The organism is Ruegeria sp. ABD4_443 (assembly GCF_056160865.1).
In genome coordinates this window covers 83,058-103,525 of sequence record NZ_JBSWYA010000001.1, presented here as the reverse complement: position 1 = coordinate 103,525, position 20,468 = coordinate 83,058, and the positions used below count along the sequence as shown (strand labels likewise).

At 60.6% G+C, this 20,468-nt stretch carries 23 protein-coding genes and 1 other RNA gene; 9 read left to right on the top strand and 15 right to left on the bottom strand.

The annotated features are described in order from the left end of the window. Window positions 1-75: 75 nt before the first annotated feature. The 10 genes from rseP to ACXAG8_RS00485 all read right to left on the bottom strand — a co-directional run bounded on the left by rseP (window position 76) and on the right by ACXAG8_RS00485 (window position 9,091). On the bottom strand, window positions 76-1,428 hold the full coding sequence (rseP, locus tag ACXAG8_RS00530) for an RIP metalloprotease RseP (protein ID WP_475221322.1): 1,353 nt from the start codon (window positions 1,426-1,428) through the stop codon (window positions 76-78). 5 nt (window positions 1,429-1,433) lie between these two features. Next, entirely contained in the window at window positions 1,434-2,606 is a 1,173-nt protein-coding gene (gene dxr, locus ACXAG8_RS00525) for a 1-deoxy-D-xylulose-5-phosphate reductoisomerase (RefSeq protein WP_475221321.1), read from the bottom strand. Next, window positions 2,606-3,388 carry a phosphatidate cytidylyltransferase gene (locus ACXAG8_RS00520; RefSeq protein ID WP_475221320.1) on the bottom strand — a complete coding sequence of 261 codons (783 nt, stop codon included), beginning with the start codon at window positions 3,386-3,388 and terminating at the stop codon, window positions 2,606-2,608. Before ACXAG8_RS00520 ends, dxr begins: the two co-directional genes overlap by 1 nt. Beyond that, entirely contained in the window at window positions 3,385-4,116 is a 732-nt protein-coding gene (uppS, locus tag ACXAG8_RS00515; protein WP_475221319.1) for a polyprenyl diphosphate synthase, read from the bottom strand. Before uppS ends, ACXAG8_RS00520 begins: the two co-directional genes overlap by 4 nt. Window positions 4,117-4,126: 10 nt before the next feature. Beyond that, entirely contained in the window at window positions 4,127-4,690 is a 564-nt protein-coding gene (gene frr, locus ACXAG8_RS00510; protein ID WP_475221318.1) for a ribosome recycling factor, read from the bottom strand. A gap of 188 nt (window positions 4,691-4,878) precedes the next feature. Continuing rightward, the gene (gene acuI, locus ACXAG8_RS00505; RefSeq protein ID WP_475221317.1) at window positions 4,879-5,874 is read right to left on the bottom strand and encodes an acryloyl-CoA reductase; all 996 of its coding nucleotides are present in this window, start codon (window positions 5,872-5,874) and stop codon (window positions 4,879-4,881) included. Window positions 5,875-5,980: 106 nt separating this feature from the next. Continuing rightward, a complete protein-coding gene (locus ACXAG8_RS00500; protein ID WP_475221316.1) occupies window positions 5,981-7,084 on the bottom strand; it encodes a dimethylsulfoniopropionate demethylase in 1,104 nt (367 codons plus the stop codon). Beyond that, window positions 7,085-7,591, bottom strand: a complete 507-nt coding sequence (locus ACXAG8_RS00495; RefSeq protein ID WP_475221315.1) for a DinB family protein — start codon at window positions 7,589-7,591, stop codon at window positions 7,085-7,087. Beyond that, the gene (locus ACXAG8_RS00490) at window positions 7,591-8,295 is read right to left on the bottom strand and encodes a DUF1326 domain-containing protein (RefSeq protein WP_475221314.1); all 705 of its coding nucleotides are present in this window, start codon (window positions 8,293-8,295) and stop codon (window positions 7,591-7,593) included. The genes ACXAG8_RS00495 and ACXAG8_RS00490 overlap by 1 nt, the downstream gene beginning before the upstream one ends. Before the next feature lie 4 nt (window positions 8,296-8,299). Further along, on the bottom strand, window positions 8,300-9,091 hold the full coding sequence (locus tag ACXAG8_RS00485; protein ID WP_475221313.1) for a DUF2182 domain-containing protein: 792 nt from the start codon (window positions 9,089-9,091) through the stop codon (window positions 8,300-8,302). Window positions 9,092-9,178: 87 nt separating this feature from the next. Between ACXAG8_RS00485 and ACXAG8_RS00480 the strand changes: the two genes are divergently transcribed. The 5 genes from ACXAG8_RS00480 to ACXAG8_RS00460 all read left to right on the top strand — a co-directional run bounded on the left by ACXAG8_RS00480 (window position 9,179) and on the right by ACXAG8_RS00460 (window position 12,862). Beyond that, window positions 9,179-9,910, top strand: coding sequence for a FadR/GntR family transcriptional regulator (locus ACXAG8_RS00480; protein WP_475221312.1), 732 nt, complete (start codon window positions 9,179-9,181; stop codon window positions 9,908-9,910). Window positions 9,911-10,013: 103 nt separating this feature from the next. After that, window positions 10,014-10,361: a transfer-messenger RNA gene (gene ssrA / locus ACXAG8_RS00475) on the top strand. Window positions 10,362-10,460: 99 nt separating this feature from the next. Beyond that, window positions 10,461-10,892 (top strand): ester cyclase, encoded by a 432-nt coding sequence (locus tag ACXAG8_RS00470; protein WP_475221311.1) that lies wholly within the window; start codon window positions 10,461-10,463, stop codon window positions 10,890-10,892. A 193-nt stretch (window positions 10,893-11,085) separates the two neighbouring features. Further along, window positions 11,086-12,321, top strand: coding sequence for a chromate efflux transporter (gene chrA, locus ACXAG8_RS00465; RefSeq protein ID WP_475222384.1), 1,236 nt, complete (start codon window positions 11,086-11,088; stop codon window positions 12,319-12,321). 76 nt (window positions 12,322-12,397) lie between these two features. Continuing rightward, the gene (locus ACXAG8_RS00460; protein WP_475221310.1) at window positions 12,398-12,862 is read left to right on the top strand and encodes an SspB family protein; all 465 of its coding nucleotides are present in this window, start codon (window positions 12,398-12,400) and stop codon (window positions 12,860-12,862) included. Between the two features lie 16 nt (window positions 12,863-12,878). Here ACXAG8_RS00460 and ACXAG8_RS00455 read toward each other — a convergent pair whose 3' ends face one another. Further along, window positions 12,879-13,442: a hypothetical protein gene (locus tag ACXAG8_RS00455; RefSeq protein WP_475221309.1), complete on the bottom strand. Its 564-nt coding sequence runs from the start codon at window positions 13,440-13,442 to the stop codon at window positions 12,879-12,881. 206 nt (window positions 13,443-13,648) lie between these two features. Between ACXAG8_RS00455 and fumC the strand changes: the two genes are divergently transcribed. From fumC to ACXAG8_RS00435, 4 genes are read left to right on the top strand one after another with little or no spacing between them, the layout of a single operon-like run. Continuing rightward, the gene (gene fumC, locus ACXAG8_RS00450) at window positions 13,649-15,043 is read left to right on the top strand and encodes a class II fumarate hydratase (RefSeq protein WP_475221308.1); all 1,395 of its coding nucleotides are present in this window, start codon (window positions 13,649-13,651) and stop codon (window positions 15,041-15,043) included. Beyond that, window positions 15,043-15,219: a DUF4169 family protein gene (locus ACXAG8_RS00445; RefSeq protein WP_475221307.1), complete on the top strand. Its 177-nt coding sequence runs from the start codon at window positions 15,043-15,045 to the stop codon at window positions 15,217-15,219. The genes fumC and ACXAG8_RS00445 overlap by 1 nt, the downstream gene beginning before the upstream one ends. Further along, window positions 15,216-15,437: a ribbon-helix-helix domain-containing protein gene (locus tag ACXAG8_RS00440; RefSeq protein WP_475221306.1), complete on the top strand. Its 222-nt coding sequence runs from the start codon at window positions 15,216-15,218 to the stop codon at window positions 15,435-15,437. The genes ACXAG8_RS00445 and ACXAG8_RS00440 overlap by 4 nt, the downstream gene beginning before the upstream one ends. A 59-nt stretch (window positions 15,438-15,496) precedes the next feature. Then, window positions 15,497-16,099: a DNA-3-methyladenine glycosylase I gene (locus ACXAG8_RS00435; RefSeq protein WP_475221305.1), complete on the top strand. Its 603-nt coding sequence runs from the start codon at window positions 15,497-15,499 to the stop codon at window positions 16,097-16,099. A gap of 12 nt (window positions 16,100-16,111) precedes the next feature. Here the strand turns inward: ACXAG8_RS00435 and ACXAG8_RS00430 are convergent, their stop codons facing one another. The 4 genes from ACXAG8_RS00430 to ACXAG8_RS00415 all read right to left on the bottom strand — a co-directional run bounded on the left by ACXAG8_RS00430 (window position 16,112) and on the right by ACXAG8_RS00415 (window position 20,467). Then, complete coding sequence (locus ACXAG8_RS00430; RefSeq protein ID WP_475221304.1) at window positions 16,112-16,993, bottom strand: fructose bisphosphate aldolase; 882 nt, start codon at window positions 16,991-16,993, stop codon at window positions 16,112-16,114. A gap of 73 nt (window positions 16,994-17,066) precedes the next feature. Then, on the bottom strand, window positions 17,067-18,416 hold the full coding sequence (locus ACXAG8_RS00425; protein ID WP_475221303.1) for a cytochrome P450: 1,350 nt from the start codon (window positions 18,414-18,416) through the stop codon (window positions 17,067-17,069). Continuing rightward, on the bottom strand, window positions 18,413-19,627 hold the full coding sequence (locus ACXAG8_RS00420) for a hypothetical protein (RefSeq protein WP_475221302.1): 1,215 nt from the start codon (window positions 19,625-19,627) through the stop codon (window positions 18,413-18,415). Before ACXAG8_RS00420 ends, ACXAG8_RS00425 begins: the two co-directional genes overlap by 4 nt. A gap of 87 nt (window positions 19,628-19,714) precedes the next feature. Beyond that, window positions 19,715-20,467, bottom strand: coding sequence for a cytochrome c biogenesis CcdA family protein (locus ACXAG8_RS00415; RefSeq protein WP_475221301.1), 753 nt, complete (start codon window positions 20,465-20,467; stop codon window positions 19,715-19,717). Window position 20,468: the final 1 nt, after the last annotated feature.

Here is a 20,468-nt window from a genome sequence, read left to right as displayed (position 1 = left end):
CTTAGGAAATTGCCCCGAAACACTAAAAATGAATTGGGGCAATTTTGCGGCTTTAGCGTGCCGGGGCCGCCTTATTCAGCAAAACAGGTCGTTGCTGACGGAAAACAACATCAGGCTGAGGATGATGGTGACACCGATTCCCATCAGCACCCGCAACGCCAGATCGCTGGGCGGTTTTCCGGCAACGGCTTCATAGGCATAGAACACCAGATGCCCCCCATCCAGCGCGGGAATCGGGAACAGGTTCAGCAGGCCCACCGCCGTCGAAAGCACAGCGATAAAGAAGATAAAGCTTTGCGCGCCCTGGCTGGCCATGGCCCCCGAGGTTTCGGCGATACCGATCGGCCCGGACATGTTGCATGTGCTGATTGCGCCGGTAACCATGTGCCAGATTCCTGACAAGGACCCTTCGATGATGCGCCCCGTTTGCTGGACGCCGCCGGTCAGCGAATCCCACAGACCCGCAGGTTCGGTTGCCGGGACCAACATCATCCCGCCCACGATGCCGATCCGCCAATGGGTAACGAAACCGCCATCGGGTTGCGGCTCGTCCGTGCGCCGCGGCGCTAGGGCGAATTCCAGTTCGGCCCCATCGCGCCAGACATCCAGCAACAGAACCTTGCCGTCCGACCCCTCGACATGTTCCTTGAGCTGTTCAAAGGCAAAGATCGGATCACCGTCAACGGCGGTGATGACATCACCCTGTGCCAGTTGAATATCCATCGCGGCGCTGCGCGGGGTGACCTGTTGGATCAGCGGCGGAAACAGCCAGGGCGCGGATACGTCCAGCGTCTGGCCGTCGCGGATTACCGTATAGTCCAGCACGGGCTCGACCGGCAGCGCCTCGGTATAATCAGACCAGGCCCCCTCTTGATCGAAATCGGGGGTCGGCATGCCGGCGATGGCGATGATCTCGTCCCCGTCCTGCAATTCCTGCACGGTGCCCGGCAACGGATGCAGCGACCCGACGGTCAGCGGCTCACGCGACACGCCCTGAGACCAGAAGATCAGACCGAAAACCAGGATCGACATGACAAAGTTGAAGACAGGCCCGGCCGCCACGGTCGCGGTGCGTGCCCAAAGCGGCGCGCCGTGCATGGTACGCCGCAGCTCTTCGGGGCTCTGCTCGGATATTTCGGCCATGGCGTCTTCGTCCTTGCCCGAGGCCGCATTGGCATCGCCCAGGAACTTGACGTACCCGCCAAACGGCAACAGCGCGATCTGCCACCGGGTGCCGCGCTTGTCTGTCCTGCTCCACAATACGGGGCCAAACCCGATCGAAAACACCTCGGCATGGATACCGGACCAGCGGCCCACGATGTAGTGGCCATATTCATGGACCGCGACAATCACCGACAACGCGATGATGAATGCGCCAATCGTATAGGCAATGCTTCCGAATTGCGGAATAAGAGAGAAAATGTCCAAAACGTCTATCCTGCTCGTTGTACCACGGCTTCATCCACCCACTGACGTGCCAGATGGTCCGTTTGCTGCACGTTATCAAGTGACAAAGGGGCATCAATATGGCTGCCGTCGGTCTCGAACCGGTCCAGGACCGACGCCACCATGTCGGCCATGTCCAAAAACCTGATCCGCCGCGCGATGAAATGGTCCAGCGCCCGTTCCTTGGCGGCGTTGAAGATTGCCCCCGACAGGCCGCCGCGTTCCATCACCGCCCGCGCCAGCCTCAGCGCCGGATAACGTTCGGGGTCCGGGTCGGCAAAGCGAAGCTGGCCCAATTGCGCAAGGTCCAGACGGTTGACCGGCAAGGCCCGCCGGTCAGGCCAGTGCAGCGCATAGCCGATGGCGTGGCGCATGTCGGGCGCCCCCAGATGGGCCATGACGGCGCCATCGCAATACCCCACCAGGGCATGCACGATGGATTCGGGATGCACCAGAACCTCGATCCGGGACGGGTCTATGCCAAAAAACTCTTTGGTTTCGATCAGTTCAAGTGCCTTGTTGAACATCGAGGCGCTGTCGATCGTAATCCGCTGCCCCATGTCCCAATTGGGATGGCTCGACGCCTGTTCGACCGTCGCATTGGCAAGCTCGGCCAATGGCCAGTCACGAAAGGCGCCGCCGCTGGCGGTAATGATGATCCGTTCCACCGTGCGCGGGTCTTCGCCCACCAGCGCCTGGAACACCGCCGAATGCTCGCTGTCCACAGGCAGCAACCGTGCGCCATGCGCGCGCGCGGTCTCAAGCACAAGCGGACCGGCGCAAACAAGCGTTTCCTTGTTGGCCAACGCCAGGGTTGCCCCCTGTTTCAGGGCCGCCAGCCCCGGTGCCAGCCCCGCTGCGCCGACGATGGCCGACATGACCCAATCTGCGGGCCGCGTCGCGGCCTCGGTCAGGGCCGCCTGCCCGGATGCCGCCGCGATCCCGCTGCCGTCAAGCGCTGCACGCAGGTCTTCCAACCGGGTGTCATAGGCGGTAACCGCCACATCCGCTTTCAGCCGCCGCGCGTCCCGCGCAAGCTGGTCGATATTGGCGCCGCCTGTCAGGGCAACCACGTCATAGGCATCGGGGTCGCGCGCAATCAGGTCGATCGTGTTCTGACCAATCGACCCGGTGGCGCCGAGAATCGACACTTTGCGCATTACATGCCTCCGGGGGCGTAGAAGATGCCCGCGATCAGAACAAACAATGCGGCCCCCATCATCCCGTCAAACCGATCCAGAAACCCGCCATGGCCGGGGATCAGGTTCGAACTGTCCTTGATCCCGAATTTCCGCTTGGTCGCGCTTTCGACTATGTCGCCCGCCTGACTGGCCATCGAGGCGAGGACCGAAACAAGCACGAATGTCAGGCCAAACCCGGCCTGCGCTGCGAAAATCGCACCCACGACAGCGGCGGCGGCCCATCCGCCCGCCGTTCCCGACCAGGTCTTCTTTGGGCTGACCCTGGGCCAGAACTTGGGACCGCCGATCAGCTTGCCGACAAAATACCCGGCAACATCCGTGGCAACCACCACGGCAATCAGCCAGATCATCCAGCCGAACCCCATGTTTTCACGGATTGATAGGAACCCAAGCCCGGCTGCCGCGATCCAGATTGCAAATAACAGGTACGTCCCCTTGTTGCGGCTGATCTGACCGGCCCCGACAAGGGCGGGCGCAACAAGAAACGGAATTTTGTAAAGGGCCGGCAAGTGGAAACACAGGACGACGGCAAACCCCGTCAAAAGAGCCATCTGAAGAGCAAGCCCACCGCGCGGCGGGTCAATCATCCGCACCAGTTCCCAGGTCATCAGCCCGCAGGCCGCGCCAATGAAGGCCTCGAACCACAGGCCGCCCACCCAAACCTCGATACCGCCAATCGCGATCAGGACCACCGCCGACAGAATGCGGGCGGTCAGATCAGACCATCGGCCGTCACTCATGCCGGTACAGCCCCAAAACGCCGCTCACGCGCGCCAAAACTCTTGCACAGGCGTTCCAGTTCGGCCGCGGTGAAATCCGGCCACAGCGTGTCGATGAATTCGTATTCCGAATAGGCCGATTGCCACAGCAAAAAGTTCGAAATACGCGCCTCGCCGCTGGTTCGGATCACCAGGTCGGGATCAGGCAAGACCCGCGTATCCAGATACCTGGGCAGGGTCTCTTGGTCGACATCATCGGGATGCAGCTTGCCATCGGCCACGTCGCGGGCCAGCCGCTTGGTGGCCCGGGCCACCTCGTCGCGCCCGCCATAGTTCAGCGCCACGGTCAGATGCACCAGGTCATTGTCCTGGGTTTCACGTTCAAGCGTATCCATCAATTCGGTCAGCTTGGCATCCAGCCGGACCCGGTCGCCGATGAACCGGACGCGAATTCCATTGTCCTTGAGGGTACGGGTTTCCTTGACGATATACCGCCGGAACAGGCTCATCAGCCCGGCCACCTCGACCTGGGTGCGTTTCCAGTTCTCGGTCGAAAAGGCAAATACCGTCAGGTACTTGACGCCCAACCCCGGGCAAGCTTCGACAACCTCGCGGACCCGGCGCGCACCGGCGTGGTGGCCAAACAGCCGCGGCCTGCCCCGTGCCTGCGCCCAGCGGCCATTCCCATCCATGATGATGGCAACGTGGCGCGGTCCGGCAACCTGCGCGTTATGCGGGTCCTTGGGCATGGCGTCCGGCTCAGACCTGCATGATCTCGGCTTGCTTGGTCTCAAGCGCGCCATCCACGGCCTTGATCATCTGGTCCGTCAGGTCCTGAACCTCGGCCTCCCAGAATTTCTGATCATCTTCCGACATGCCGTCGGCCTTGGCCTTCTTGATCTGATCCATACCATCGCGACGCACATTGCGGATGGAAACCCGCGCGTGCTCGGCATATTGCCCGGCCACCTTGGTCAGCTCGCGGCGCCGCTCTTCGTTCAACTCAGGAATCGGCAGCATGATGATCGTGCCGTTCAGCTGCGGATTGATACCCAGCCCGCTTTCGCGAATGGCCTTTTCCACCTTGCCGACAAGGCCCTTGTCCCAGACATTGACCGTGACCATGCGGGGCTCGGGCACATTGACCGTACCGACCTGGTTGATCGGCGTCATCGAGCCATAGGCATCCACCATCACCGGCTCCAGCATCGAGGCCGAGGCCCGCCCCGTTCGCAGCGATGCAAACTCGGTCTTGAGGTTGGCCATGGCACCGTCCATGCGGCGTTTCAGATCATCGGTATCCAGTTCGAAATCGTCAGACATGCTGCTCACTCCCCGTATTCAGGTGCTGTTCGGATGGGTCATAAGCCATCGGAATTGGGATGTATAGCAATCATGATCAGGAATTGCCCCGATGGCCAGAGTTGTTTCCACCCCGCTCAAAGGCCGACAATGGATCGAAACCGGCCGGCCAATACGGCCGACCGGTTCACACCCAAAATCACGGGCAATCAGGCATTCACGTCTACGACAACCCGCCCCTTGACCTGACCGGCCAGGATATCGGCGCCCAGTCGGGGCAAATCGCTCAGCGCGGCAGGGTGGATCATCGCTTCCAGCTTGTCCATCGGCAGGTCGGTCGCGATGCGGTGCCAGGCCCGCAGGCGGTTGTCATAAGGCTGCATCACGCTGTCGATGCCCAACAGGTTCACCCCGCGCAACAGGAAGGGAATAACCGTGGCAGGCAGGTTCGCACCACCGGCCAGGCCAACCGCCGCGACCGAACACCCGTATTTCATCTGCCCCAACACCCGGGCAAGCATCGCGCCGCCCACCGCGTCGACACAGCCCGCCCAGGTCTCGCTTTCCAGCGGTCGCTTGGTGGTTTCGTTCAACGCGTCCCGCGCAACAATCGTCGTTGCGCCCAGCGATTTCAGATAATCGGCGGTATCGGGGCGGCCGGTCACTGCCGCGACCTCATACCCCAGATGCGCCAGTATCGCCGTCGCGACCGACCCCACGCCCCCGGCGGCCCCCGTCACCAGCACCGGACCCTGGCCCGGACGCAAACCGTGATCTTCCAACGCCATGACCGCCAGCATCGCGGTAAATCCCGCGGTTCCCACCGCCATGGCCTGGCGTGCCGTCAGCCCCTCGGGCAGCGGCACCAGCCAATCCGCCCTTGCATTGGCCTTTTGCCCATAGCCGCCCCAATGCGCCTCGCCCACGCGCCAACCGGTCAAGACCACCTTGTCGCCCGGCTTATAGCGGCCATCCGACGAAGCCTCGACCGTACCGGCATAGTCGATCCCCGGAATATGCGGATAACTGCGAACCAGGCCGCCGCCCTTGGGCGACATGCACAAACCATCCTTATAGTTCACGGTCGAATACGCGACGGCCACGGTCACTTCTGCCTGCGGCAATTCTTCTTCCGCGACCGGCCGGATGACGGCATTGGCAAGCCCGCTTTCCTCGTCCTTTTCCATAACCAAAGCATTGAACATGAATCACTCCTCTCATTCACTTGCGGCCAGCCCGTTGCTTCACCTGGCCCTAAATATCCCGGGGGAGTCGCGCAGCGACGGGGGCAGAGCCCCCTTCCCCGATCTCCTACAACCAGAACCGCTCCTGGACCGTGGCGCGGCGCATGCCATCCGGCGTTTCAACCTCCAGCCCGGTGCCCGGATCCCAGTGGCTCAGCCGCAGCATACCGATTGACACATTGGTTCCGAAATCGGGGGACCATGCCGCAGACGTCACCTGCCCGACCCGCTTGCCATCGGCAAAGACGGGCCAGGGCCGGTCGCAGGGGCCCAGTGGATCCCCCCTTAGAGTGATCGGGCGAATCTGCTGTACCGGCCCTTCCTTCGCCACGCGCAGCAGGGCATCACGCCCGATACAGCCAATGGCCGTATGCGTGTTGCAGAACTTTCCCAGACCGCATTCATGCGGCGTGTTGTCATCGGTCATGTCGTTGCCATAGGACAGCAACCCGCCCTCGATCCGTTCAATCATGTTGGGGCACCCTGCCCGCACATTCAGATCTTCGCCCACTGCAAACAACGCGTTCCAAAGTGGCATGCCGATATCCGCACCTTCGACATAGATTTCGAATCCGCCCTGCTTGGAATATCCCGACCGGGCCACGGCCAGGCTGCGGCCCTGAAACTCGAACATGTCAAACCTAAAGAACCGGATATCGCGAACCCGGTCCCCGAATACCCGCGCCATCAGTTCCTCGGCCTTGGGGCCCTGCACCGCCAGCGGCGATACATCCGGCTCATCCACCAGCACATCCAGGCGATAGCCATTGGCGATGCCCTTGACCCACAGCAGCAGATCACTGTCGGCAATCGAAATCCACCAGCGGTCATCGGACAGTTTCACGGCCACCGGGTCATTCAGCATGCCGCCCGTCTCGTCCACGATGGGCACGTAATAGCACTGCCCCGGCAGCATCCGCCTCAGGTCGCGCGGGGTCAGCATCTGCATCAACCGCCCGGCGTCCGGTCCCCGCAACTCGACCTGCCGCTCACAAGAGACATCCCAGACCTGAACATGGGTCTTGAGATGGCGGTAATCCGCCTCGACGCTTTCAAATACGGTGGGCAGCAACATCCGGTTGTAAACCGTATATCCCTGGACGCCTGCCGCCTCGACCCCTTGGGAAAAGGGCGTCCGGCGCAAGCGCCGCGATATCGATATGTGCGTCATTCAACCCTCCTGCGGCAAGAATACAAGGTCACTGACCGGCGCATCCGACCCCAATGCGGTCAGCATCTGGTGAAGCTGTCCCCGGTGATGGGTCTGATGATTGAACATATGGACGATACATTGCGCCAAAGGCCGGGTGACTTCGGCCCCCTTGGCTGCCGAGAACCAGGAGAATTCTCCGTCCAAAATCCCTGCGCCCAGCGTTGCCGCCCAGTCGGCGATCCGCGTGTCGATTTCCTCGCGCCGGGGCAACCACTGGGCCAGCCCTGGGCACAAGGAAACGCTTTCGGATATCCCGCCGCCGGGTCCCTGGCCGCCATCAAAGCGCGAAATCCAGATCCAGTCGCCCCAAAGCAAATGGTTGGCCGTGCCCAGGATCGAGCCGAAAAAGGCCCCCCGGTCCCGGTGCAGGTCGGCTTCGGACAATCGCGCAAAGAACGCCGCCAACTGCTTGTTTTGCCAATGACCATACCGCGCCATTTCGCGCGCATAATCGCCGGTAATCATCACTTTGGCCCGTGCCAGTCGATCGGGCAGATTTCGGCTGACTTGCCGCCAAAATCCCAGACCCGGCCGTAATCGCGCACTTTCGACTTGGTGCCGCGCGCCACGATGATATCGGGCCCCATCCAGTATTTGGAATTGGACACCATGACGGGGTGTTCCGGGTCTTTTCCGGCCAGCATCTCGATCTCGCCCTGGATCTTGCGCCCGATCATGATCCGCCGCTTGGCCCCATCGCGCTCGATCTGAACCGGAGCCCGCTCGGCCCCGATGATCTCGCTCACCAGCATGGTGAACAATCCGGTCGTGCCGCCCGCCTGGCCACTGAATATCTGCAACAACCCGTTATAGGCCTTGCCGCTGGCGCGTTCGTCCACATAGGCGGCGACCTTCCATTGCCCTTCCCCCATGCGCCCCGGGATATCGACCAGCAGACCGACATTCAGACCCGACAGGTCCTCGCCCTCGTAATGGCCTTCGTCGATGATGATCCCCATCCAGGCATGGCAATGGCCTTCGGTGGGCGGGTGCGCGCCCAGCGATACAACGCAGGGGCAAAACACGTCGCAGGAACAGTTCAAAAGCAATTCGCCCTTGATGGCCCAGTCCGTCGGGCTCATCTCGCGCCGCTTTGGATTGGGCATCCGGCTGTCGATCCGTTGACTGATCGGCAACCTGTCGGATTCGGGTTTTCTGTTCTTTGCCATTGAGTTACCCTCCGTACACAATGTGATGGGCGATCAGCAGGATGCCGCCCGCGATTAAGGCAAACCCCATCGGCCGCGTGATTGCGTGTCCGATTTGGGGCAGTTTTTCCAAGACCATGAACAGGGTCGCCAACCCCATCCAAAGCAGGCTCATGACGCCGCCCACGAACCCAAGCGCCATAAAGCCCCAGCAGCAGCCGACGCAAAACGCACCCAGTCCAAGCCCCATGCGCACGCCGCCCGTGAAACCGGTTTTCCAGTGACCGAAGAAATAGGTCATGGGCGAATGGCAAACGCCGTGGCACACCTCTTTGGCGCGGGTAAACTGAAAGGCGCCGACCGCGATCAGCAACCCGCCCGCAAGATAAGGCGACTTGGCAATGCCCAGCATATCCACCGCTCCACCGAACAGCAGCGCCAGTTGCAGCCCGGCAATTGCGGCGGCAAATCCGACCCAGACCAGGAAATACCCCGCCAGCACCCCGATCCACCCGGCACGTGTGCCATTGGCGCTGTGGATCAGGTCGTCATAGCTGCGCAAGGTCGGAACCAGGGTCGGCAACATCATGGCTGCCATCATGATCGCCCACATCCAGAACAACGGGCCGAACTCGGCCATGGGCATGTACATGTCCATACGCGGATCCATCGCCGCCATGGCCTGCCCCATAGGGCCGGGCCGACCGACCCAGTCCAGATCCATGTCGCGGCTCATGGTGAACATCATCCACCAGGCCCACAGGATCGCGATGTAAAATGCCAGCCAAAGCCCGCTGCGTAGAACCGCGCGACTCACTTCGCCCTCCCGACTCAGTCCTTGCAATTCAAATGTCAGACTTTTAAATGTCAGACAAATAAAAAATTGCGGAACCAGGCCCCGGCCATGAAAATCGACCCAAAGAAACCAGCCGATCTTTCGGCGCAAATCGCGCAGGCGATACGGGATGCCATTGTGTCGGGACGGTTGATCGTTGATGAACGGCTGCCATCCGAGGCCGAACTGGCAGATCAGTTCCAGGTTTCGCGTCCGACGGTACGCGAGGCCTTGAAACGCCTTGCAGCCCAATCGCTTATCCGCACGCAGCGCGGGGCCTCGGGCGGCGCATTTGTCAACAGGTTGAGCTTTGAGGACGCCTATTCGCAGCAAGTCACGACCTCGACCCTGCTGTTGTCCATGAATGCCGTCAGTTTCGACACCGCCTGCGAAGCGCGCTATGCGCTGGAACGCGCCTGTGCGCCCCTGGCCGCGGCAAGACGCACGCCCGACCACCTGGCCACCATGCGCGCCGAGATTTTCCGGCAGGCACAACCCGGCCTAACCGACGAGGCCTTTTGCGCCTCGGACGTGGCCTTTCACCGCGCCCTTGTGGACGGGGCCGGAAACCCGGTTCTGTCCTATCAACTGGCGGGCGCCGTCGAAGCGATGCAGCCCCTGATGAACATGATCACGTTTTCCGCACGCTCACGCGAAGAGATCATCGCCCTGCACAGCCAGATTGCGGATGCGCTGGAACAGCAGGATGCCCCGGCCGTGGATACGGCTTTGGTCGCGCTTGAGGCGTATACGCGTCAGTTGGCCTGCAACATCGCCGAACGTCGCCGCAAACCGGCCTGAGCCCGCCGCGGGCGTTTTCGCGCCCAATGATCCCAAAGCTGACATTCACATGAGGTTGCGCAGGCAATCCATTGTAAAACCAGGTATTTGCATTCCGAATTCGGGAATTGCATCCCGGCGCGACCTCACCTATATATGATATGTCCTTCGGGACTATGGACATAAACGCGCTCGTAATAAGCGGATCGGACCCGGGGGCGGTACCCGGCGGCTCCACCAACCATCCTTCGTTTGGGGATTTTGGGGCCGAAACAGGATCGACGAACGTCTAAAGGGGTTAGCTTTGTCTCGGCTGTCTGCCACCGTTACCGGCGAAACTAGTACAATTGCAAACGACAATCGTGCTCCGGTTGCAGTTGCTGCGTAAGCAGTAACAAGACCGAAACTTAAGCCCTTGCGCCTAGCCGCGTAAGGCGGGGTTCGCAGGTACCTGGCAACAGAAACCTGCATTTCCCTTATATGTCTGCATTTTTGGGCCGAACCGTTGTTTGGTTCAGAGTTTGTTCACCCCTTTGCGACATCCTGATGCGTATCAGACAGGAGAGTTGGGATGACGCATTCAGAGATACTCAGGGCATGGTATTCCGAGGTTTGGGAACAGGGAAACACCGATGCGATCGATCAGTTTTTTGCACCTGAAACAACCGCCGAAGGGCTCATCCCGGAAATGCAGGTCGGCGCCGACGATTTCCGCGACCTGGTCACGGCCTTCCGCCATGTCCTTGGTGAAATCACGGTCGACCTGCCCAAGATCATCGAGAACGGGGATTGGGTTTCCGCCATTTTGCACGTTCGGACCTTTCGGGCCGATAACGGTGCCCCGCTTGAGGTAACGGGACAGGTCATGGCCCGTTTCAAGGACAACAAAATGGTCGAGGCCTACAATCAGTTCGACTTCATCTCGTTCTTTGAACAACTGGGGCAGTTCCCGCTTGATACCTTGCCGGTATGCATGACCGGTCAGCGTCTGGATTGGGCCTGAGGATCGCATTTGTTGCAAGCTTGACCCCCCGCGCCGATCCGCGTTAGCAAATCGGCACGGGGTAAGGGTGCGAACACCCCGCTAGTCGGGGTTTCAATGCCCATCCGGGGTGCCGCCCAAGTTTCGCATGTATCCGAACGACGCCAGGAGACATGCCTTGCCCGCCCCTCAGCACCCCCCAACACTGCACGAGATGTTCCGGGTCTTTGGGCGGATCGGCCTTTTATCCTTTGGCGGGCCTGCTGCGCAAATTTCATTGATGCATCAGGAATTGGTCGAACGGCGGCCCTGGCTGGACGAACAGACCTTTCTGAGGGCGCTGTCCCTGTGCATGTTGCTGCCGGGCCCCGAGGCGATGCAACTGGCAACCTATGCGGGCTGGCGCTTGCGCGGCGTGCCGGGCGGTTTGATCGCGGGCGCATTGTTTGTTCTGCCCGGTGCGCTGGTCATCGCCTTGCTGGTGGCGCTTTATGCCGCCTATGGCGCGGCACCATTGGTCCAATCGGCCTTTCTGGGCGTGAAGGCGACTGTGATCGTCATCGTCCTGCAGGCGCTCAGGACCCTGTCCCGCAAGGCGCTTACGGATGGGCGGCACCGCCTGGTCGCGGGGCTTGCATTCCTTGCCATCTTTGCGCTGAACCTGCCATTTCCGCTGATTGTGCTGACCGCCGCCCTGTCGGGCTATGCCCTGTCCCGCGATACAGCGCCCGCGCCGGACCCGGTGAACACACCAAGGGCGCTGGCAAATCCGGTTCGGACCGCCGCGATCTGGCTGACCCTGTGGCTTGGGCCTTTGGCGCTGTTGCAAGTGTCGGGTCACGCCTTGCTTGCCGATCTGGGGTGGTTCTTTGCCCGCCTCGCCGTCGTCACCTTTGGCGGAGCCTACGCGGTATTGGCCTATATGACGCAAACCGTGGTCGACAGCTATCACTGGCTGAATACCGACCAGATGATCGACGCGCTGGGCCTGGCCGAAACCACGCCCGGCCCGCTGATCCTGGTGACGCAATTTGTCGCCATGCTGACCGGCCAAATCGCCGGAGGCGCCCCGCTGGCCATAGCCGCCGGGGCCGTTGCCCTGTGGGCCACCTTCGTTCCGTGTTTCCTGTGGATATTCCTGGCGGGCCCGCATTTGGAGATGATTGCGAACCGTCCGCGCCTGGCCGGCGCGATGCATGCAATCACCGCCGCGGTCGTCGGAGTGATTCTCAACCTATCAGTGTGGTTCGCCCTGAACGTTCTATTTGAGCATTTGCCGGTCAAATCCCGCGGCCCGCTTTCGGTGCCCGTACCGGATGTAACAACGCTGAACCCCGAGGCGTTGGCGTTAACAGCCGCCGCCGCCATACTGATTTTCAGGCAAAAACTGGGATTTGCACCAACTTTGGCAATCATGGGATTGTCTGGCGCAGGATTGCATTTTATCTGAACAATCCGGCGCAACCTGCTCTTTCGTTTCCAGCCGAATCCCCTATGCTGAGACCAACCACTTTCGAGGAAAACGCATGTCGCAAGACATTGACTATGGGAACCTGATGCACACGGCGATGCGCGGTCTGATCAAGACCGTGCTGAACGATGTTGCCGAAAACGGCCTGCCGGGCGCGCATCACTTCTTCATCACCTTCGACACACGTCACGAAGGCGTCGAACTGGCGGATTGGCTGCGTCAGCGCTATCCCGATGAGATGACCGTGGTCATGCAGCATTGGTTCGAAAACCTTGAGGTCGGCAAAGACGGGTTTTCGATCACGCTGAACTTTGGTGATACGCCGGAACCGCTGTATATTCCCTACCTCGCAATCAAGACATTCGTTGATCCGTCGGTTGAATTTGGCCTGCGATTCGAAAGCCCCGATGACGAGGATGACGCCGACCTGATCACCGAAGAGTCGATCGAGGTTGAGGTCGAAGAACCTGAGCAACCGCATGATGCGGACGTTGTGTCGCTGGACAGTTTCCGCAAATAAGGACGCCCGGTCGCCCTTACCGTTTTTCCAGGAAGGTCTGAACCGATCTGGATTTCAGGCCATCCCTGAATCTGGAAAAGGACAAATCCAGACCATTCTCGGTCAGCGTCCGGTCGAATTGCTGAAGCTCATAGCCGCCGCTTTCGTCGATAAACAACGAAAATACGGTCAGCGTGGCGCCGTCGATCCGCCCCCAGACAAAGGGTTCGCCCTTCATCGGGTCCAGGGGCACCTCATGGCCGAAGACATTGCGTTTCATCGCCGCTGAAAAGACATCCGGGCGATCCGAGGCGCGAAAATCGACCGAATATTTCTGTTCTTTGACGCGACCATCGCCTTTATAGGTCGTTGTTCGCCAACTGACATTGAACCCGTCAGAGGTTTCCTGGATCGACACGCTCATGTCGCGGGGCGTGGTCTCTCCGCTTGCGTCCACAACATCGGCCGAGCCGACATAATCCCCGACAAACGGCGCAATGTCAGCCGCTTGGGCCAATTTGGGCAGCGCAGACGCCCAAACCACCGCAACCAGTGCAAGAATTCCAACAATTGACAGCCGGGCCCGGTCGCGAACGCGCATGAAAATCTCCACCAAGGTTACATCTTTATTCTAGCCGAGCCACGCGCGCCCGCAATGGCGCTGATTGTCCCGAACACAAGAAAATGACGCACCCGGTTGCCTATACCTTTGACGCCCTTGCGTTTAAGGTGCGCGCAACTGGCCGATTGCGCCACAGGGCAACTGCGGCTAAACGGCATACAATTGCATACCCGACGGAGTGACAGATGTCCCAAACCCGCACCGAATCCGACAGTTTTGGCCCGCTGGAGGTCCCTGCCGACAAATATTGGGGCGCGCAGACGCAGCGTTCGATCATGAACTTCCCCATCGGCTGGGAAAAACAACCCGTGGCCATCGTACGCGCGCTGGGCGTTATCAAAAAAGCCTGCGCCATGCAGAACAAGGCGACCGGCAAGCTGGACGCAACGATTGCCGATGCGATCATTCAGGCCGCGGGCGAAGTGATCGAGGGCAAATTCGACGACAATTTCCCGCTGGTCGTGTGGCAGACAGGGTCCGGCACCCAGTCCAACATGAACTCGAACGAGGTCATTGCGAACCGCGCGATCGAGATTCTGGGCGGCGTGATCGGTTCAAAAGACCCGGTTCACCCCAATGATCACTGCAATATGGGGCAGTCGTCGAATGACACGTTCCCCACCGCAATGCACATTGCCACGGCCATGAGCGTGCGCGACGTCCTGCTGCCGGGTCTCGATAAACTGGCCTCCGGGCTGGAACAAAAGGCCCGGGAATTTAAAGACATCATCAAGATCGGCCGGACCCATACCCAGGATGCGACGCCTCTGACCCTGGGGCAGGAATTTGGCGGCTATGCCCATCAGATCCGCCAGGGCATCGCCCGCGTTCAAGCCGCCCTGCCCGGCATTTACGAACTGGCCCAAGGCGGCACCGCCGTCGGCACCGGCCTGAACACCCAGAACGGTTGGGGCGAGGCGGTCGCGGGCCATATGGCCGAGATCACCGATCTGCCCTTCGTGACCGCTCCGAACAAGTTCGAAGCCTTGGCGGCCCACGACGCGATGGTCTTCATGTCCGGCGCGTTGGCGACGATTGCAGGCAGCTGCTACAAGATCGCCAACGACATCCGGTTCCTGGGCTCTGGCCCCCGCTCGGGTCTGGGCGAGCTGATCCTGCCCGAGAACGAACCCGGATCGTCCATCATGCCCGGCAAGGTGAACCCGACCCAGGCCGAGGCGCTGACGCAGGTTGCGGCCCATGTGATGGGCAACAACGCTGCGATGAATTTCGCAGGCAGCCAAGGGCATTTCGAGCTGAACGTCTATAACCCGATGATGTCCTATAACCTGCTGCAGTCCATCCAATTGCTGGGCGATGCCGCCGACAGCTTTACGGAACGGATGCTGCTGGGCATCAAGGCGAATGAGCCGCGCATCGACAAGCTGATGAAGGAATCGCTGATGCTGGTCACCGCGCTGGCCCCCACGATCGGCTATGACAACGCCACAACCGTCGCCAAGACCGCGCACAAGAACGGCACCACATTGAAGGAAGAAGCCATCGCACTGGGCTTTGTCGACGAAGCGACCTTTGACGCGGTCGTGCGTCCCGAACAGATGATCGGGCCCAAGGACTGATGGGAAAGCCGGTCAACCTGAACCGGTATCGCAAAGAAAATGCACGGGCCAAGAAAAAGGCCCGTGCTGACCAAAACGCCGCGAAGTTCGGACAGTCCAAAGAGGACAAAACGCTGGCAAGACTGCGTCGCGAAAAACAGGACCGAACCCTGGACAACCATGAGTTGGACGAATGAGCGACGGCCCGGTGAAACGCTCGCTCACGCTCAAAGGGCATCGGACGTCGGTGTCTCTGGAAGATGAATTCTGGTTGGCCTTTCGCGACATCGCACGCGAGAAAGACATTCCAATCAATGTCTTGGCGTCAGAAATTGATGTGTCCAGAAACCCTGAAACGGGATTGGCTTCTGCCATTCGCGTATTCATCCTGAATTGGTACCGCTCGCGTTCCTGAACGCTTGCAATTGAACTGCGCTGCGGCCTAGAGTTTCTGCGAACAAAAGGTGTACGAACATGAGCGATACAGTTCCCGGCCCCGATGGAAAACCGCGCTGCGCATGGTGCCGCGCTGCGCCCGAATTTTTTGAATATCACGACAATGAATGGGGCTATCCCGTTGCGGACGATCAGCGATTGTTCGAGAAACTATGCCTGGAAAGTTTTCAGTCCGGGTTGAGCTGGCGCACGATTCTCAGCAAGCGCGAGAATTTTCGAAACGCGTTTTGTCAGTTTGATTTCAATGCGTTGTCACAGTTTGATGAAGCGGATGTTGAACGCCTTCTGCAAAACGAAGGGATCGTTCGCCACCGCGGCAAGATCCAAGCGGTCATCAACAACGCCCAAAGGGCGCAAGAGGTCGTCGCCTCGCACGGATCGCTGGCCGCCTATGTCTGGGCTTATGAGCCTTCTGCCCCGGGCAAACCGCAATCCGCCTCGACCTCGGCCGAATCCATCGCGATGTCGAAAGACCTTAAGAAACGTGGCTGGAAATTTGTCGGGCCGACCACGGTGTTTGCCTTCATGCAGGCGATGGGCCTGATCAATGACCATGCCGAAGGGTGTTCCATGCGTGAAAAAGCGGCGCAATTGCGCCGCTCGTTCACCAGCCCAGCCTAAGCAGGATGACAGTCAGACCGAGGCCTGGAAAATCTTTGTGATATTACCGCCCAGGGCCGCACCGAAATCGGCATCTGATTGCTGTTTCGACAGGCCTTCGGTCAGTGCGCGCGAGAATGACGCGATCATCTTCCCGTTCCGGGCCAGCAGCGCACAGGCTTCTTGCGTGGAATAGCCACCCGACAGCGCCACCACCCGCAGGACGCGCGCATGATCCGCGACCGTGTCATACAGGCCGTCAACACTGGGCAGTGTCAGTTTCAGCATGACTTCCTGGCCTTCGTCCAACTGGTCAAGGTTCTTCAGGATTTCCGCTTTCAGAATGTCCTCGGCTTCGGCCTTGGTGGCCGAGTGAATATTCACCTCGGGTTCGATGATCGGAACCATGCCAGCGGCCAGAACCTCGCGCGCGACGTCGAACTGCTGTGCGACCACGGCAGCGATACCTTCGGCATTGGCCTCGTGAATGACAGACCGTTCCTTGGTGCCGAATACGTTGTCGGCCTTGCCCAGCGTTTCCGCCAGACCGGGGATCGGCTTCATCAACTGGACGCCGTTGGCCTCGGCCTCAAGCCCCTTGTCGATCTTGAGAAACGGAACAATACCCTTCACCGACCAGAGATAGTCGGCAACCTTACGGCCCTCGATCTCTTCGCCCAAAGTGCGTTCGAACAGGATCGCGCCGATGACCTTGGCGCTGGTGAAATCATCCGCAAGGATGATCCGGGCCCGCATCTTTTGGATTTCGCCGAACATTTCTTCGTCCGAGCCATAGTCGGATGCCTCAACGCCATAAAGCGCCAGCGCCTTGGGTGTGGATCCGCCGCTTTGATCCAGTGCTGCAATGAACCCTGCACCCGTTGTCATCTGCGCGCGCTGTTCTGCTTTGGACATAACACATTCCTGTTCAATACTGATTCCGGTCTATGCACCCGCATACAACATGGGGCCAACCGATGGTAGTTTGTTAGCGCCCACTGATGCGCAACCATATTCCGTCGCCTGCGCGCACGGTCAGATGCGCAACCGGGACCGGGTCCCGCCCCTGGATCGTGTCAAACCGGAAATGCCGCAGCAACATCGACAGCAACAGCGGGCCCTCGACCATCGCGAACCCGGCCCCGGTACATACGCGTGGCCCCGCCGAGAACGGCATAAAGGCCTGACGCTGGCAAGCGCGGCCGTTTTCCGTGTGCCAGCGGGCCGGGTCAAATTCATCGGGGCGTTCCCACAGGCGTTCGTGGCGCTGAAGGTGCCAGGGGCTGAGGACAATTTGCGACCCGGCGGGCACATCCCGGTTGCGAAACCGTTCCGGGCAGGTGTTTTCACGCACCATCATCGGAACCGGCGGGTACAGGCGCAGCGCCTCGCGAAAGACATCGCGGCTGATCCTGAGCCGGGACATGGCCGCAAAATCCCCTTGGTCAAGCGCCGACGCCTCGGCTGCGACCTTGTCCTGCCAGTCCGGGTAACGCGCCATCAGGTACAGCGCCCAGGCCAGGGCCGAGGCGCTGGTTTCATGTCCCGCCAGAAAGAAAATCGCCACCTGGTCGATCATCTCTTCGGTCTCGAAACAGCGGCCGGTTTCGGGATCGGGCGTGGTCATGATCTTGGTGGCAAGGTCATCGGGTGCCGTACCCGCCCGGATCGCCGCGGCCCGGTCCCGTGTCAGTTGCCCGATCAACGCGCGTATCTCTCGGGCATTGCGCCGCGTGCGGCCCGAATGCAAGCGCGGCATCCACTGAGGCATTCGCACAAAAGCGGCAAGGTTCAGCAAGGGCTGCGCGCGCTGATAGTCACGGAATTTCTCGAAGACTTGTGCTGCGATCTCATGCTCGATCGGAACCGAAAAAAGCGTGCGGAAAATCACGTCGGCGGCGACGTGGCTGGTGATTTCTTCGACCTCAATCTCGGGGTCTGGGGCGTGTTGCAATCGCCGGACACAGGACCGGGCGGCATCCAACATGGCCGGAAACGTATCCTTCAGTCGCCCGCCTTCAAAAGCCGGATCAATGATCCGGCGCTGCCGCTTCCAGGTTTCGCCATTTGTCAAAAAGACCGAATTGCCCAGCAAGGGGCGCAACCCCTCGCGGATCCGGTCGGATTTCGGAAAGTCGTCGGGCCGTTCCTTCAGCACGATGTCGATCAAGTCCGGCTGGTTGATCATGTAGGACCGGAAGAACAGCGTGCGGAACTCGGCCATCCATGCACGATAAAGCCGCTGCGGTTGCGCCGACAGGATGTCCTGGCGAAACAGCTTGATATAGCGCCACAAAGGCACGTTATCGGGCCGGGGTTTCGGTTTGGGCGGTGTCATGAGACCACCGAGGTGAAACCGGATACGGCGGTTTCGATCCGTGACTTCGAGGGGGTCCGCCCCCGAAACCTTTGGGCCAAAGTCCAGGGCCCTGCAGTGATCTGGAAATAGTCGTAATCGCCCGGTCGGTCAAAAGCGCAGAGATACTGAAAATGCAGCCTGAAGAACCTCCAGCGCAGCGCCTTCCAGCGCGCTGGTGACATGGTTTGGGTAAAGGCTGCCGACAGGACCAGCGGGCCGCGTTTGCCCTGGCCTGCAACGCCGCTGACGGCGACCGGGTCGCACAGGGCAAAGGCACAGCCGTCACCCGGCGCGGACACGTCCACCCAAGTGACATCCGGGCTGGCCGACAGAAACTGCAGATCACCGCGCAGCTTGTCGGCGCCGGGCAGGAACGAGACCATGGGAACCACCTGCCCCAGCGTCAGAAACGACAGAACCGGGCGCTTGTCGGGCAGATCATCGCGCCGCAGCAGGTCGGCCAGAACCGAAACGCCCAGATGCGCGCCCGAACTGTGCCCGACGACCAGAACTTCGTCCACATCCGCGCTCAGCGCCTGCGCGACACGAGTGCAAAATCCATCCAGCCGCTGCTGCAAATCTGGCGAGATTGTCCCGTTGCCGCGTGCGGTATGGGCATAGTCATGCATCAGGTAATAGGCAAAAAGCCGGTTGTCGATCTTGCGGAACCACTGCAACAGCGCATAGGCCGCGATACCCGCAGGCAACAGCGCCGCCGTGCCAATTACCGGGTTCAGGATACGCATCAGCCCCCAGCCAATCGCCACCGCCAGGATCAGTTGCGCAATCAGCATCCCAACGGGATAAAGCGCCGCGATCACTGGCCCCTTGCGCAGACGCATCAGCCGCCACAGCGCGCCGGTCGACAGATAGGTCCAGGCGGTACGAACCAGTTGCGCATATGTGGCCGGGATTGTCCGGGCCATACTGTCACGCACGATATCGGACCAGACCAGAACCTCGACCTGCGACTGGACCTGGGCGCTCTCCTGGCACGAGGCAACGTTCCAGCCGTAGACGCCACCCCCCGATTTCGCCGATACCGTGATCTCGTACCCCGATATCCCGGCCTGCGCCCGGCTTTCGGTTCGGTACAGCTCGCGGTAGCGGCGCGGGTGGAACGGGTCATAGCCGGGAATGTAAAATACCCGGCGCCTGCGCACTGTTGGTTGAGGTGACTGACTGCTCATGACCCTGCCTTTTGACCGGCAGGTTAGCCCAGCGATCCCGACAAGGTAAGACCCGCTGACGGACAGGCTGTCGCGGGGGCCAACAGGTCAGCCCAAGGTCGCCAGCGCCGGAAATGTCTCAAGCAGCCACCAGCTGAATTCGGTGAACAGGCCGGTGATCAGCATGATGCCGACAAACAGCAAAAGGCCGCCCATGACCTTTTCGATCGTGCCCATATAGGGCTTGATCCGGTTCATCACGGTCATCGACCGGTTCAGGAACATGGCGGCCAGAAGAAACGGTATTCCCAATCCGGCGGCATATACCCCCAGCAGCAGCGTGCCCCGCGCGACCGAGGCCTCGGACGCGGCCAGCGACAGAATCGCCCCAAGCTGAGGACCAATGCAGGGCGTCCAGCCAAACGCAAAGGCCAACCCCAGGATATAGGCGCCAAATACCGACCCACCGGAATCGCCGGTTTCGACCCGCGCCTCGCGATCCAAAAGCGGGATACGGAAGACGTTCAGAAAATGCAGGCCGAATACGATGACAACCGCCCCCGACAGCTTGGCGAACAATTCCTGGTTCTTCAGCACGAACGCGCCAAAGGCCGACGCGGTAAAGCCCAGCAAAAGAAAGACCGTCGATAGACCCAGAACGAAAAACAATGCCGACAGCGTGGCCTTGCGCCGCGCCGCGGCCTCGTCCTGCATCTCGTTGATGGTCACGCCGCTCATATAGGCCAGGTACGGCGGAACAATCGGCAACACGCAGGGCGACAGAAAGCTGATCAGCCCCCCGACCAGGGCGATGAACATCGCGGGCAACAGCCCTGCGTCTATGATATCAATTCCGAACATG